Raw genomic sequence first — 13354 nt, forward strand, 5'->3', positions numbered from 1 at the left:
CAGCCTCCCGAATCTTCACAGATAGACGGTGTCCCGTCCAAGCGCTGGCAACTCATTGGAGTACTCCGTGGACACCTCTACCCTTTCCGTTCCCTCCATTTCCCCCCAGGAACTCGCCGCCCGCATGGGCCGTGCCGATGCACCTTTGCTGCTCGATGTGAGGCGCAAAGGAAAATTCCTTGAAAGCCCCCGTCTAATTGCAGGTGCCCAGCGCTGCGCACCGGAAAATGTGGCGGCCTTTGCCGCGTCACAGCCGCCACGCGAAGTCGTGGTGTATTGCGTCTATGGACACAACGTCAGCGCGGATGCTGTCGCCGAGCTGCGCGCCGCGGGCTGGAATGCTTACGCGCTGGCCGGCGGTATCGAAGGTGGTGAAGACGGCGTTGATACGCCGCAAGACATCGCCCAATGGCGCGCGCAGCGCCCCGCCACCGTCTTTAAGCGGCCCGAATGGGGCGTCACCGGCGAGCAGCCCTCGCGCTGGATCACGCGTGAGCGGCCCAAAATCGACCGCATCGCCTGCCCTTGGCTGGTACGGCGCTTCATCGATGAGCGCGCGGAATTCTTCTACGTGCCGACTCTGCAGGTGCTGAGTGAAGCAAAACGGCTGGGTGCCGTGGCCTACGACATTCCTGGCGCGCCGGTCTCGCATGAAGGCGAGCTGTGCAGCTTTGACACTCTGATGCGGGCCTTTGGATTGACAGATCCCGCGCTGGCCACCCTGGCGCGCATCGTGCGTGGCGCCGATACAGACCGCCTCGAACTCGCGCCGCAATCGGCCGGCCTGCTGGCGTTCTCGTTGGGCCTGTCGCGCCTGCACGCGGACGACGACCACGCCATGCTGGAGGCTGCCATGCCGCTATACGACGCGCTCTACGCATGGTGCCGCAGTGCGCAAGGCGAGCCGCACAACTGGAAACCAGAAGCCATGACCGGAGCCGCCAAGTGACCACCGCCTTGCCCTCTTCCCTCCCTTTGCCCCATGAACGGCCGTCGGCCGTGTCTTTTGCCGACGCGCTCAAGTTCTGGCTCAAGCTCGGCTTCATCAGCTTTGGCGGGCCCGCCGGGCAGATTGCCATCATGCATCGCGAACTGGTCGAGCAAAGACGCTGGATCAGCGAGCGGCGCTTTCTGCATGCGCTGAACTACTGCATGCTGCTGCCCGGCCCCGAGGCACAGCAGCTGGCCACCTACATCGGCTGGCTCATGCACCGCACTTGGGGCGGCATCGTGGCAGGCGCGCTGTTTGTGCTGCCTTCACTGTTTATCCTGATCGCGCTCAGCTGGGTTTATGTGGCCTTTGGTGATGTGCCGCTGGTCGCCGGCCTGTTTTACGGCATCAAGCCGGCGGTCGCCGCCATTGTGCTGCAGGCGGTGCATCGCATCGGCTCACGCTCATTAAGAAAACCGGCCCAGGCCCCCGTTCTATGGGCGATAGCAGCTATCAGTTTTATAGCAATCTATGCGTTGAACCTGCCGTTTCCGCTGATCGTACTTGGCGCGGCGGTGGTGGGGTGGCTGGGGGCCCGCTTCTCGCCGGCACAGTTTTCCGGTGGCGCGGGGCATGGCGAGGCCAGGCTTGGATATGGGCCGGCGCTGATCGACGACGACACGCCGACACCGGAGCACGCCCGCTTCAAGCCTTCGCGCCTGGCCGCCGTACTGGGCGTGGGCGCGGTGTTGTGGCTATTGCCCATAGGGGCATTGATGGCGACACGGGGCTGGGATGCCACGCTGACGCAGATGGGCTGGTTCTTCACCAAGGCTGCGCTGCTCACCTTCGGCGGCGCTTATGCGGTCCTGCCCTATGTCTACCAGGGAGCGGTGGAGCAGTTCCACTGGCTGACCGGCCCGCAGATGATCGACGGGCTTGCGCTGGGTGAAACCACGCCCGGCCCGCTGATCATGGTGGTGGCCTTCGTCGGCTTTATGGGCGGCTGGGCCAAGCAGGTGTTGGGCCCGGACATGCTGTTTCTGGGCGCGGCGCTGGCAGCCAGCGTGGTGACCTGGTTCACCTTCCTGCCCTCCTTTCTGTTCATTCTGGCAGGTGGGCCGCTGGTGGAGTCCACGCACGGCAAGCTGCATTTCACTGCGCCGCTCACGGCCATCACGGCCGCGGTGGTCGGCGTGATCGCCAGCCTGGCGCTGTTTTTCCTGGCGCACATTGCCCTGCGCGCGAACACCGGTGGCCCCTGGCTGGCCCGGGTGGACTTTTATGCGCTGGCCATTACTTTGGGTGCCGCCGTGGCGCTGCTGCGCTACAAGCGCGGCGTGATTCAGGTGATTGCGGCGTCGGCGCTCGCCGGCCTGCTGCTGCGCTTGTCCGGCCTGGCCTGATCGCGGCGCTGGATGACCGGGGGCTGGGCGCGGTATGCTCAGGCCCTCGTGATGGAACCCTCAGCCCCCAGCGCATCCCGGCCGTCGATCCCGCTCCTGGAACGCCTTTTTGGCGACTGGGTGCGCGAGGTGTCGCCTGCTACTGTGCGGGCCGATGCGATGGCGGGTCTCTTGGGCGCAGTGCTGGTGCTGCCGCAAGGCATTGCCTTCGCAACGCTGGCTGGCCTGCCGCCGGCCTACGGCCTTTACACCGCTGTGATTCCCTGCATCATCGCCGCGCTTTTCGGTTCCAGCCGGCATGTCATGTCGGGGCCCACCAACGCCAACTCGCTGGCGCTGTTCGCCATGCTCTCGCCGCTGGCCATGGCCTTTAGCCCGCTCTACATTCAGCTGGCGCTGGCCGTCACCGTGATGGTGGGCGTCATGCAGTGGCTGATTGGCGCGTTGCGCCTGGGTGTGCTGGCCAACTTCATTTCACCGGCGGTGCTGTTTGGTTTTACTTCGGGCGCGGCGCTGCTGATCGCCGTGCATGCGTTGCCCGACCTGCTGGGCCTGCCGGCCGCGCCTGAGCACAGCGCGGCCGCGGTTCTTGGACATGTTCTCACGCAGATCACTTCCGCCCAGCCCATGGCGCTGGGTGTTGCGGCCATCACCCTGGGCGTCGCGCTGCTGCTGCGCCACCTGCGCCGCAACTGGCCGTACATGTTGATCGGATTGGCGGTGGCCACTGCGCTGGCCTGGGTGTGGAGCGGCCTTCTTCATCCCGGTGCCGCACCCTCCGCCTCGTTGCGTACTGTGGGCCAGATCCCCATACCCTGGCCGAGGTTCGAAGTGCCGCGCATCAGCTGGGCGCAGGCCGCCGACCTTATCGGCCTGGCGTTTGCGCTAACCATCGTCGCGCTGGGCCAGGCGATCTCGATCGCCAAGACGGTGGCGCTGCGCTCGGGCCAACGCATAGACGCCAACCGCGAGTTCCGCGGCCAGGGCCTGTCCAACATCGTTGGCGGGTTTTTCTCAAGCTACGTTTCCTGCGGCTCGATGAACCGCTCCATGCCCAACCTGGAGGCCGGTGCGCGCACGCCGCTGGCCTCGGTGTTTTCGGCTTTGTTGCTGCTGGCGCTGGTGGCGGTGAGCGCGCCGCTACTCGCGCAAATCCCCATGGCCGCGCTGGCGGCGCTGCTGGTGCTGGTGGCGTTCGCGCTGCTGGACTTCGCGCGCTGGCGCCAGCTGTTCACCTTGAGCCGCAGCGACTTCGGTGTGGCGCTGGCCACCATGGTGGCCACCGTCACGATACGGCTGGAGATCGCGATCTTGCTGGGCATGATTTTGTCGCTGATGTCTTTTCTCTACCGCACGTCAAAGCCCGCCATGCGCACCATGGGCTTTGACAGCCGCGGCCTGGACCGGCAGTTCGTGGTCGTTGACAACAGCGTTGACGCAGGGGTTGACGTCGTTCCCGCGCAGAAGGCCGACGCGTCGGTGGAAGCGACGCCCCAGGCCTTGCCAGAATGCCCGCAGCTCAAATTGCTGCGCATGGAAGGCGAGGTCTATTTCGGCGCGACCCAGCACGTGGCCGACATCCTGCACGCATTGCGCACCCAGTCCCAGCCGCAAAAACACCTGCTGGTCATGGGCAAGAGCATGAACTTCATTGACCTGGCTGGGGCCGAGCTCTGGGAGGCTGAACTCGCCGCACGCCGCGCCATGGGCGGCGATCTGTACTTTCACCGGCCGCGGCCCGAGGTGATCCGCATGTGGCGCAAGACCGGCTTTACCAGCGTGCTCGGGCCAGAGCACCAGTTCCCCGACAAGTTCACCGCCATCGCCACCATCTTCAACAAGCTGGATCCGGAGATTTGCCGCCACTGCACCGCGCGGATATTCTGGGAATGCCAGTCCGCGCCTGGCCCCGACACACCTAGCCCCTGAAACCCATGCCCCAATTTGCCGCCAACCTCAGCTGGATGTACACCGAGCTACCCATGGCCGAACGCTTTGCCGCCGCTGCGCGTGACGGCTTCACGGCTGTGGAGATCCTCTCGCCGTATGCATGGGAACCAGCGGCGCTCAAAGCCATCCTGCAGCAGCACGGCCAGCAGCTGGTGCTGTTCAACGCTCCGCCCGGCGGCGTGGATGTGGCCAGTATTGAAAAGGCCTGGGCCTCCTCGCAAAAAGGCACGGCCTGCCTGCCGGGCCATGAGACCGAGTTCCGCGCCGGCATCGCCATTGCGCTCGACTATGCGCAAGCGCTGGGCTGCCCGCGCATCCACGTGATGGCGGGTGTGTTGCCGGAGGGGATGGAGCGGGAAGCAGTGCAGCCCACCTATGTGAACAACCTGCGTGAGGCCGCCACGCTGGCGGCCAAGGTGAGTGTGGATCTTCTGATCGAACCCATCAACACGCGTGACATTCCGCGTTTCTTTCTGAACCGGCAAGACCACGCGCATGAAATCATCCGTGAAGTGGGCGCGCTCAACGTCAAGGTGCAGATGGACCTCTACCACTGCCAGGTTGTTGAAGGCGACCTGGCCATGAAGCTGCGCAAATACTTGCCCACGGGCCATGTGGGCCATCTGCAGATCGCCGGTGCGCCTGGCCGCAATGAGCCGGATGTTGGCGAGATCAACTATCCCTATCTGTTTGCGTTGCTGGATGAGCTGGGCTACAGCGGCTGGGTGGGGTGCGAGTACAAACCGCTGCGCGGCGCAGAAGCCGGTGCTACGCCGGCCGGTCTGGGTTGGTTGAAAAAATTTCGCGAACGCGCCTGAGCGCGTTCGGCCTGTTCAGCGCGCGCAGCGAAACGTCAGATTGATGCGCTGCCGGCCCAGGCGCGCATGCTCACCCTCGGCCAGCGGCGCCACGCCGTGATAGGCCAGCCGCGATGGGCCGCCCCACACCGCGACGTCGCCATGCACCAGGCGGTATCGCGCGGGGCGACCGCTGCGGTTCAAGCCGCCGAACAGGAACACGGCAGGCAGGCCCAGCGACACCGACACAATCGGTGCGTCCATGTTGCCTTCGTCTTTGTCCTGGTGCAGCGACAGCCGCGCGCCGGGTTCATAGCGATTGATCAGGCAGGCGTCCGGGCGGAAGTGGTCAAAGCCCGCTTGCGCTGCGGCGCGCAGTGCGAGTTCGGAGAAGCTGCCTGGCATCGTAGGCCAGGGCTTGCCAGAGAGCGGGTCTTTGGTGTCGTAGCGGTAACCGCTGCGGTCGGACACCCAACCCAGCGCGCCGCAGTTGCTCATCGCGACCGACATGGTGTAGCCGCCCGGTGTGACCAGATGGCGCAGTGGCGCGGCCGCGACCACGTCTTCCACGGCTTGTAGCAAGGCTTCATCCACCTCGCGGGCAAAGCCGCGCAGCAACACGGCGCCCGGCGCGATCAGCTCGGGCACCGCATAAGGTGTCGGCACTTCATCGAAAAGCCCCAAGGTCAAATCATTTCCTTTACTGCGCGTCATGAAAAATAATGCCCAGCGTATGCCGGTGCCCGCTGCGCACCGTGCTCACGCCGTGCCGCATATTGACCCGGTAAAACCCCCGGCTGCCTTGTACCGGGCGATGGTGCACGGCAAACACAACGGCATCGCCTTGCCGCAGCGGCACCACCTCGGGCCGCGACTGCATGCGCGGGCGTTGCTCGGTCAGCACAAATTCGCCGCCCGTGAAATCTTCGCCCGGGCGCGACAGCAGCACCGCGACCTGGATCGGGAACACGTGCTCGCCATACAGGTCCTGGTGCAGGCAGTTGTAGTCGCCGGGGCCATATTGCAAGAGCAGCGGCGTAGGCCGCTCCTGGCCGGCTTTGTGGCAGCGCGCGAGGAAGTCAGCATGGGCAACCGGGTAACGTACATCGACTCCCATGGCCTGGTTCCAGGCGTTGGCTACGCCGACCAACTGCGGGTAAAGCATGGTGCGCAGCCGCGCCACGATGTCCGGCAGCGGGTAATTGAAGTACTGATATTCGCCCTGGCCAAAGCCGTGGCGCTGCATCACCACGCGACTGCGGAAATGGCATGCATCGGCATACAGCCCGGCCACGGTTTTGCATTCCTGCGCGCTCAGCAGCTGTGGCAGCACAGCGCTGCCGTGGCGGTTCAGTGTGGCTGTGATGTGCGCCCAGTCATCCGGGCCAGCGCCGGCTTCAGTTGGGTCGGGCAACAGGATAGGTGTTTCAGAAACAAGTGGCATGCTGCAATTCGTCAGGGCGATGGAGCGTCCATCAACAGCTCAGGATAAATCCGACGGCTCGCTGACGCTCGCCAGAACCGGACATTTCATTCAGCCGCGATCAAGCCGCCAACTCGGTCAGGATAGGGCAGTCGGGCCGGCTGTTGCCCTGGCAACAATGCGCCAGGTGCCCCAGGGTCTGCTTCATCGCCTCCATCTCCGCGATGCGGCGCTCCAGATCGGCCATATGGGCCAGTGCGATGCGTTTGACGTCCGCGCTGGCGCGGCGCTTGTTCTGCCACAGCTTGAGCAGCTCGGTGATCTCGGCCATGCTGAAGCCCAAGGTACGGGCGCGGCGTATGAAGCGCAGCGTGTGCACTTCCTTTTCGCCGTATTGGCGGTAGCCCGCGTCGGTGCGGTGCACCGTGGGCAGCAGGCCCAGCGACTCGTAGTGGCGAATCATCTTGGCGGACACGCCCGAGTGCGCAGCGGCCTGGCCGATGTTGAGCGGGCCTGTATCAATGGTGTCAGTCATGGGTGCTTCCTTTCCAGCGGCGCAACAGCAAGGCGTTCATCACCACGCTGGCGCTGCTCAGCGCCATGGCGGCGCCGGCGATGACGGGGCTGAGCAGCCCCAGTGCAGCCAGCGGGATGCCGACCACGTTGTAGATAAAGGCCCAGAACAGGTTCTGGCGGATCTTGGCGTAGGTGCGGCGCGAAATATCGATGGCGTCCGCCACCAGAGCCGGGTTGCCGCGCATCAGCGTAATGCCGGCTGCGTGCATGGCCACGTCGGTACCAGTGGACATCGCGATGCCCACATCGGCCGCGGCGAGGGCCGGCGCATCGTTGATGCCGTCGCCCACCATGGCCACACGCCCGCCTTGCGCTTGCACGCCAGCCTTGAGCTGGCCGATGATGGCGGCTTTGTCTTGCGGCAACACCTGGCTATGTACAAGGTCTATTCCGAGTTGCTGCGCCGCGGCTTCGGCGCTGCCGGGGTTGTCGCCGGTCACCAAAGCAGTTTGAATGCCCAATGCGTGGAGGCGGGCAATCGCCGGCGCCGCGCTGCTTTTGAGCGTGTCGCCAAACGCCATCAGCCCGAGAAGCCGCGGTGTTCCGGTGACTTCGGCCAGCCATGACACCGTGCGGCCTTCGGCTTCGAGTTCTTTTGCGCGAGCGTTCAGTGCGGCGAGGTTGTTCAAGTCCAGACCCAGCTCCTGCATGAAGCGCGGGCTTCCGAGTCGCAGTTCGCGGCCTGCCACCACGGCGGCCATGCCGCGGCCGGCGACGGCGCGCAACTCTGTCGCCGCGGGAATCTCAAGCTGCTGCTCCGCCGCGCGCCGTGTGACCGCGCGGGCGAGCGGGTGTTCGCTGCCCGACTGGATGGCGGCCGACCAGGCCAGCAGCTCATCGGCAGCGATGGCGCTGGGCTCCAGCGCCACCAGTTCGGGCTTACCCTCGGTCAGCGTGCCGGTTTTGTCAAAAGCCACTACCTTGACGCTGTGCGCCACTTCCAGCGCCTCCGCGTCCTTGATCAGGATGCCCTGGCGTGCGGCGGCGCCGGTGCCCACCATGATGGCGGTAGGCGTTGCCAGCCCCAGTGCGCAGGGGCAGGCGATCACCAGCACAGCGACCGCATTGAGGATGGCCGCCTCCCAGTCCTGCGTGGCCAGGCCCCAGCCCAGCAACGTCACCAGGGCAATGGTGATCACCACTGGCACAAACACCGCGCTGACCTGATCCACCAGCCGCTGTATCGGTGCTTTTTTGGCTTGGGCCGATTCGACCATGCGCACGATGCGGGCCAGCGTGGACTCCGCGCCTATGGCCGTGGTGCGCACCACGATCAGGCCTTCGGCATTGACCGCGCCGCCAGTCACGTGGTCGCCCGCATGCTTGGCAACAGGCAGGCTTTCGCCGGTGATCAGCGATTCGTCCACCTGCGTGGAGCCCTCGACGATCTCGCCGTCGACCGCGATGCGTTCGCCAGGGCGCACCACCACCAGGTCGCCGAGCTGTATGTCTTGCAAGGCTACGTCTTCGTCCCTTCCATCGCGCCGACGGCGCGCGGTGTCGGGGCGCAGCGCCTGCAACGCGCGGATGGCGGCGGTCGTTTGGTGTTTGGCGCGCGCTTCCATCCATTTGCCCAACAACACCAGTGTGATGACGACTGCCGAGGCTTCAAAATACAGGTGAGCCATGCCATGGCCGCCATGCCGCAGCAATTGATAGATGCTCAGGCCGTAGGCGGCTGAGGTGCCCAACGCGACCAGCAAATCCATGTTGCCGGTGCGGGCGCGCAAGGCGCTCCTGCCGGCGCGGTAAAAGCGTGCGCCCAGCCAGAACTGCACCGGCGTGGCCAGCAGCCATTGCCACCAGCCGCCCAGCATCCAGTCTTTGCCGAACAGCGTCCCGACCATGGGCAGCGCCAGCGGCGCAGACAGGACAGCCGCCAGCACGATGGGCCACCAGGCGGCGGCGGGTTTGTCCACGGGAGTGCCGGAAGCGGGGATTTCACACGCGTGGTAGCCGGCTTTGGCCACTGCCGCCATCAGCGCAGGCAATAAGGCGCCGTCGCCGGCCACGCTGACTTCCGCGGTTTCAGTGGCCAGGTTGACACTGGCCGACAGCACCCCGGGTACCTGCTTGAGCGCCTTCTCGACGCGCGACACGCAGGAGGCGCAGGTCATGCCGTCTATTTTGAGCCGCAAGGATTGTTCGGCCACGCTATAGCCGGCTTTGGCGACGGCGGTCCTCAGGGCGTGCATGCCGACACCGGCGCGCACCTTGACGCTGGCCTGTTCGGTCGCGAAATTGACGCTCACGTCCTCAACGCCCGGGACGTTGGCCAGCGAACGTTCCACACGCGCCACGCAGGACGCGCAGCTCATGCCCTGGACGGGAAACTGCCACTCGGTCAGCGCCGGCATGACGGGAGATGTTTTTAACGTGGATGGGGTGTTCATGCCTGTAGTCTCAACCTTACCACCATGGGAGGGTCAAGCGCCTTGGTGTAATAGCCCTGAATCGAGGCAGGACTTGCCGGGCTACGCTTGACCCTGCCCCCATGGGAAGGTTCAGACTTCTGGGTAATCCCTGTACCAATCTCTCAGACAGCTTCCAAGGAGTCTTTATGGAATTTAATATCCCCGCTATGAGCTGCGGCCACTGCGTTGGCGCCGTCACCCAGGCCATCAAATCGCTGGATGCAGCGGCGCAGGTCAGTGTGGACTTGCCCGGCAAAAAGGTTGTGGTGCAATCTTCGCAAGGCCGGCAAGCCGTGGCGGCTGCGCTGGCCGAGGCGGGTTATCCCGCACAGTAGCACGCCGATATCCGGCGGAAAAGACGTTTCGGCGTCGATAGAATGGCCCTTCCTCCCTCCATTCAAGCCGCCTAGTGTCCGACCGATTCGCCGTCCTCCCCCAATACCTGTTTCCCAAGCAGGCGCTGACCAACTTTGCCGGTTTTGTAGCTTCGCGCGAGCGTGGCTGGGTCACCACCGAAATCATCCGCCGCTTTGTCGCCAAGTACCAGGTCAACATGGACGAGGCGCTCAACTCCGACATTGCGAGCTATCTCACCTTCAACGACTTCTTCACGCGTGCGCTCAAGCCCGGCGCGCGGCCGCTGGCCAATGCCGAGCTGATTTCGCCGGTGGACGGTGCGATCAGCCAGTTCGGTGCGATCGAGAAGGACCAGATCTTTCAGGCCAAGGGTCACAGTTATTCGACCACTGCGTTGGTGGGCGGGGATGCGGCGCTGGCGGCGCATTACCAGGACGGCCATTTCGCTACGCTCTATCTGAGCCCCCGGGACTACCACCGCATCCACATGCCTGCAGGCGGTCGGCTGACGCGCATGATTTATGTGCCGGGCGACCTGTTTTCCGTCAATCCCGTTACCGCACGCGGCGTGCCGGGGCTGTTCGCGCGCAATGAGCGCGTGGTCTGCGTTTTCGAATCGGCGCGCGGGCCCTTTGTGCTGGTGCTGGTCGGCGCGACCATCGTTGGCAGCATGGCCACGGTGTGGCACGGCGTGGTGAACCCGCCGCGCGGCAAGGTGGTGCGGCAATGGGATTACCCCGACGAGCCAGCCTCCGCCATTCGCCTCAAGCAGGGCGAGGAAATGGGCCGCTTCCTGCTGGGCTCCACAGTCGTCATGCTGTTTCCCAAAGGGCCGCTGCAGTTCAATGCCGAGTGGGCGCCCGGCCGCGAAATACGGCTCGGCGAAGCCATGGCGGTCTATGGTTAGGCAGAAGGCGTGAAGCCCAGGCGATTTAAAAGTGCCATGGCCGCCGCCGGCGCCCTTTCCTTGGCACCGTTGATGAAATACACAAATACGTCGCGCGCCTTGCCCTGTGCCGGGGCTTCTTCCAGCGTCGGCAGGTCGGCCGGCGCGGAGCCGTCAGCCCATTGCCGCGCGCGCTCAACCCACGCGTTCAGCGCACTTTCCTCGTAGCCGGTCTCCAGCCCTGCTTCGCTCATCATGAGGCGGGCATAGGCGAAGTCACCCGTGAGGTCGGCGAAAGACGGAAATTTGTCAGAGTCGGTAAATACAGTGGCGACCTTGTAACGGCGCGCCAAGGCCAGGTAATCGGGCGACATAAAGCTCTCGTGGCGAACGTCGACGACATGGCGCAGCGCCCGGCCGTCCACCTGTTTGGGCAGCAGCGACAGAAACGCCTCGAAATCCCCTGCTTCAAACACCTTGCCGGGCATGAATTGCCAGACGACGGGGCCCAGCTTGTCGCCCAGCTCGCTGATGCCGCTTTCAGTGAAGCGCTGGATGGACTCGCCCGCCTCGGCCAGCACCCGGCGGTTGGTCGCGTAGCGCGAGGCCTTGAGGGAAAACATGAAGTTGTCCGGCGTCTCGTCGTGCCATTTCCTGAAGCTGGCCGGCTTGAGTGTGCCGTAGTAGGTGCCGTTGACCTCGATGGCGCTCAGCCGGCGGCTTGCGTATTCGAGTTCGCGGCTGTGCGCCAGGCCGGCTGGGAAAAAGTTGTCGCGCCAGGGCTCAAAGGTCCAGCCGCCCACGCCAGCGCGGATGCGGGAATCGGCTGCCGTGGAAGGCGTGGCGGCGGAAGATGGCGCGTGTGCGCGGCTTGCTGGTGTCATGGCGGCTCCGTGGCGTACTTGTCTGCTTTCTCGTCCAATTAGAGGAGTTATCTTTGCCCACGCCGCCTGCGAGGCGCTGTAGGTTGAGTTCTCCAATTGCGGGTCTTCCCTTGGCCGGTGGCACGGTCTGTGTCGGAAGCGTACAGTAGCAGGTGCGGCAGCAAAACGCTGTCCTAAAAAAGCCGATACCCTTGTTCCCGGAGCCTTTCCAATGAACGCCCCACTGCACCGCGAAATCCCCGCCAGCATCCTTAACGCCGCCCAGGCCTTGTCCCAGGTCACGGCCCAATGGGACGGCGACATCGTCAAACAGATCACCGACTACATCTCCATCCCAGCCAAGTCCCCCACGTTTGACAGCGACTGGGCGCAGCACGGCTTCATCGACACCGTCATGCGCAATGCGGCGGCCTGGGTCGAGGCGCAGAAGGTCGAAGGCCTCAAGCTGGAGATCGTGCGCCTCGAAGGCCGCACCCCGGTGCTGTTCTTTGAGATCCCGGCCACGCGCGCCGATTCGACGCAAACCGTGTTGATGTACGGCCACCTCGACAAGCAGCCCGAGTTCACCGGTTGGCGCAATGATTTGAGCCCCTGGATGGCCAAGTACGAAGATGGAAAGCTTTATGGCCGTGGCGCCGCCGACGATGGGTATGCGGTCTACGCCAGCATTGCCGCGGTGCAGGCGCTCAAAGCGCAGAACGTGCCGCACCCGCGCATCGTTGGCCTGATCGAAACCTGCGAGGAAAGCGGCTCCTATGATTTGCTGCCTTACGTCAATGCGCTGCGTGAGCGCCTGGGCGACGTCGCGCTGGTGGTGTGCCTGGATTCCGGCGCGGGCAACTACGACCAGCTGTGGCTGACCACCAGCCTGCGCGGCAACGCGGCGGGCGTGCTCAAGGTGGAAATCCTCACCGAAGGCGTGCACTCCGGCGACGCCAGCGGCTTGGTGCCGTCGAGCTTTCGCATCATGCGCCAGGTGCTGGACCGCCTGGAAGACAGCAAGACCGGTCGTCTGCTGCCGCAGAGCTTTCACTGTGAGGTTCCGGCCGACCGGCTGGTGCAGGCGCAGGCCACCGCCAAAATCCTCGGCGAAGAAATCTACAAGCGCTTTCCCTGGGCGCACTACGACTGTGAAGGCTCCAGCGCATTTGCCTTGCCCACCACGACCGACCCGGTGGAAGCCCTGCTCAACCGCACCTGGCGGCCGACGCTGAGCGTGACGGGTGCCGAAGGCTTTCCGGCCCTCAAGGATGCAGGCAATGTGCTGCGCCCCTACACCGCTTTCAAGCTCTCGCTGCGTTTTCCGCCGCTGATCGACGCCGGCGCCGCGGTGCAGGAACTCAAGACACTGCTGGAAGACAATGCGCCTTACCAGGCCAAAGTCACGTTTGAAAGCAACGGCGGCGCCACCGGCTGGAATGCGCCCAGCACCGTACCCTGGTTTGAGAACGCGCTCAACGATGCGTCGCAAAGCTTCTTCGGCGCGCCCTGCGGCACCATAGGCCAGGGCGGAACCATTCCGCTGATGAACATGCTGAGCAAGGGCTTCCCCAAGGCGCAGATGATGGTTTGCGGTGTGCTCGGCCCCAAGAGCAATGCGCACGGCCCTAACGAGTTCCTGAACGTGCCCTATGCGAAGAAGCTGACCGCCGCGGTCGCGCATGTGATGGCCCGTGTTCCCGGTTGATGCGGGTGAGCTACCCTTCTTTGCGCCGCGGTTTGCCGGCAGC

At 64.6% G+C, this 13354-nt stretch carries 12 protein-coding genes; 7 read left to right on the forward strand and 5 right to left on the reverse strand.

Features of this window, described 5'->3' with window-relative positions:
* Positions 1-67: 67 nt before the first annotated feature.
* Genes AC1D13_RS13865 through otnI form a run of 4 tightly spaced genes read left to right on the forward strand, consistent with a single transcriptional unit; the run spans position 68 to position 5105 of the window.
* On the forward strand, positions 68-949 hold the full coding sequence (locus AC1D13_RS13865; protein WP_457281916.1) for a chromate resistance protein ChrB domain-containing protein: 882 nt from the start codon (positions 68-70) through the stop codon (positions 947-949).
* Positions 946-2337, forward strand: coding sequence for a chromate efflux transporter (gene chrA / locus AC1D13_RS13870; RefSeq protein WP_457281917.1), 1392 nt, complete (start codon positions 946-948; stop codon positions 2335-2337). Before AC1D13_RS13865 ends, chrA begins: the two co-directional genes overlap by 4 nt.
* Before the next feature lie 51 nt (positions 2338-2388).
* Positions 2389-4266 (forward strand): SulP family inorganic anion transporter, encoded by a 1878-nt coding sequence (locus tag AC1D13_RS13875; protein ID WP_477667054.1) that lies wholly within the window; start codon positions 2389-2391, stop codon positions 4264-4266.
* 5 nt (positions 4267-4271) lie between these two features.
* Positions 4272-5105 (forward strand): 2-oxo-tetronate isomerase, encoded by an 834-nt coding sequence (otnI, locus tag AC1D13_RS13880; protein ID WP_457281919.1) that lies wholly within the window; start codon positions 4272-4274, stop codon positions 5103-5105.
* Positions 5106-5120: 15 nt separating this feature from the next.
* Here otnI and alkB read toward each other — a convergent pair whose 3' ends face one another.
* The 4 genes from alkB to AC1D13_RS13900 all read right to left on the reverse strand — a co-directional run bounded on the left by alkB (position 5121) and on the right by AC1D13_RS13900 (position 9476).
* A complete protein-coding gene (alkB, locus tag AC1D13_RS13885) occupies positions 5121-5774 on the reverse strand; it encodes a DNA oxidative demethylase AlkB (RefSeq protein WP_477689729.1) in 654 nt (217 codons plus the stop codon).
* A gap of 10 nt (positions 5775-5784) precedes the next feature.
* Positions 5785-6528 carry a 2OG-Fe(II) oxygenase gene (locus AC1D13_RS13890; RefSeq protein WP_477667056.1) on the reverse strand — a complete coding sequence of 248 codons (744 nt, stop codon included), beginning with the start codon at positions 6526-6528 and terminating at the stop codon, positions 5785-5787.
* A gap of 100 nt (positions 6529-6628) precedes the next feature.
* On the reverse strand, positions 6629-7042 hold the full coding sequence (gene cueR, locus AC1D13_RS13895) for a Cu(I)-responsive transcriptional regulator (protein ID WP_477667057.1): 414 nt from the start codon (positions 7040-7042) through the stop codon (positions 6629-6631).
* Complete coding sequence (locus AC1D13_RS13900) at positions 7035-9476, reverse strand: heavy metal translocating P-type ATPase (protein WP_477667058.1); 2442 nt, start codon at positions 9474-9476, stop codon at positions 7035-7037. Before AC1D13_RS13900 ends, cueR begins: the two co-directional genes overlap by 8 nt.
* 167 nt (positions 9477-9643) lie before the next feature.
* Here AC1D13_RS13900 and AC1D13_RS13905 point away from each other — a divergent pair, with 167 nt between their 5' ends.
* Both AC1D13_RS13905 and asd read left to right on the forward strand, forming a co-directional pair.
* Positions 9644-9832 (forward strand): heavy-metal-associated domain-containing protein, encoded by a 189-nt coding sequence (locus AC1D13_RS13905; protein ID WP_457281924.1) that lies wholly within the window; start codon positions 9644-9646, stop codon positions 9830-9832.
* A 74-nt stretch (positions 9833-9906) separates the two neighbouring features.
* On the forward strand, positions 9907-10761 hold the full coding sequence (gene asd / locus AC1D13_RS13910) for an archaetidylserine decarboxylase (protein WP_477667059.1): 855 nt from the start codon (positions 9907-9909) through the stop codon (positions 10759-10761).
* Here asd and AC1D13_RS13915 read toward each other — a convergent pair.
* A complete protein-coding gene (locus AC1D13_RS13915; RefSeq protein ID WP_477667060.1) occupies positions 10758-11624 on the reverse strand; it encodes a DUF72 domain-containing protein in 867 nt (288 codons plus the stop codon). The two genes, asd and AC1D13_RS13915, sit on opposite strands and share 4 nt — an antisense overlap.
* Before the next feature lie 211 nt (positions 11625-11835).
* Between AC1D13_RS13915 and AC1D13_RS13920 the strand changes: the two genes are divergently transcribed.
* The gene (locus tag AC1D13_RS13920; protein WP_477689730.1) at positions 11836-13311 is read left to right on the forward strand and encodes a M20 family metallopeptidase; all 1476 of its coding nucleotides are present in this window, start codon (positions 11836-11838) and stop codon (positions 13309-13311) included.
* The last annotated feature ends 43 nt before the right edge of the window (positions 13312-13354 follow it).

This window comes from Polaromonas sp. P1_E12 (assembly GCF_056405975.1).

Bases quoted from the DNA above. Each gene is read 5' to 3' on its own strand.
- cueR (WP_477667057.1), bottom strand. From the start codon at position 7,042: ATGACTGACACCATTGATACAGGCCCGCTCAACATCGGCCAGGCCGCT.
- AC1D13_RS13900 (WP_477667058.1), bottom strand. From the start codon at position 9,476: ATGAACACCCCATCCACGTTAAAAACATCTCCCGTCATGCCGGCGCTG.
- AC1D13_RS13890 (WP_477667056.1), bottom strand. From the start codon at position 6,528: ATGCCACTTGTTTCTGAAACACCTATCCTGTTGCCCGACCCAACTGAA.
- AC1D13_RS13905 (WP_457281924.1), top strand. From the start codon at position 9,644: ATGGAATTTAATATCCCCGCTATGAGCTGCGGCCACTGCGTTGGCGCC.
- AC1D13_RS13915 (WP_477667060.1), bottom strand. From the start codon at position 11,624: ATGACACCAGCAAGCCGCGCACACGCGCCATCTTCCGCCGCCACGCCT.
- otnI (WP_457281919.1), top strand. From the start codon at position 4,272: ATGCCCCAATTTGCCGCCAACCTCAGCTGGATGTACACCGAGCTACCC.
- AC1D13_RS13920 (WP_477689730.1), top strand. From the start codon at position 11,836: ATGAACGCCCCACTGCACCGCGAAATCCCCGCCAGCATCCTTAACGCC.
- AC1D13_RS13875 (WP_477667054.1), top strand. From the start codon at position 2,389: ATGGAACCCTCAGCCCCCAGCGCATCCCGGCCGTCGATCCCGCTCCTG.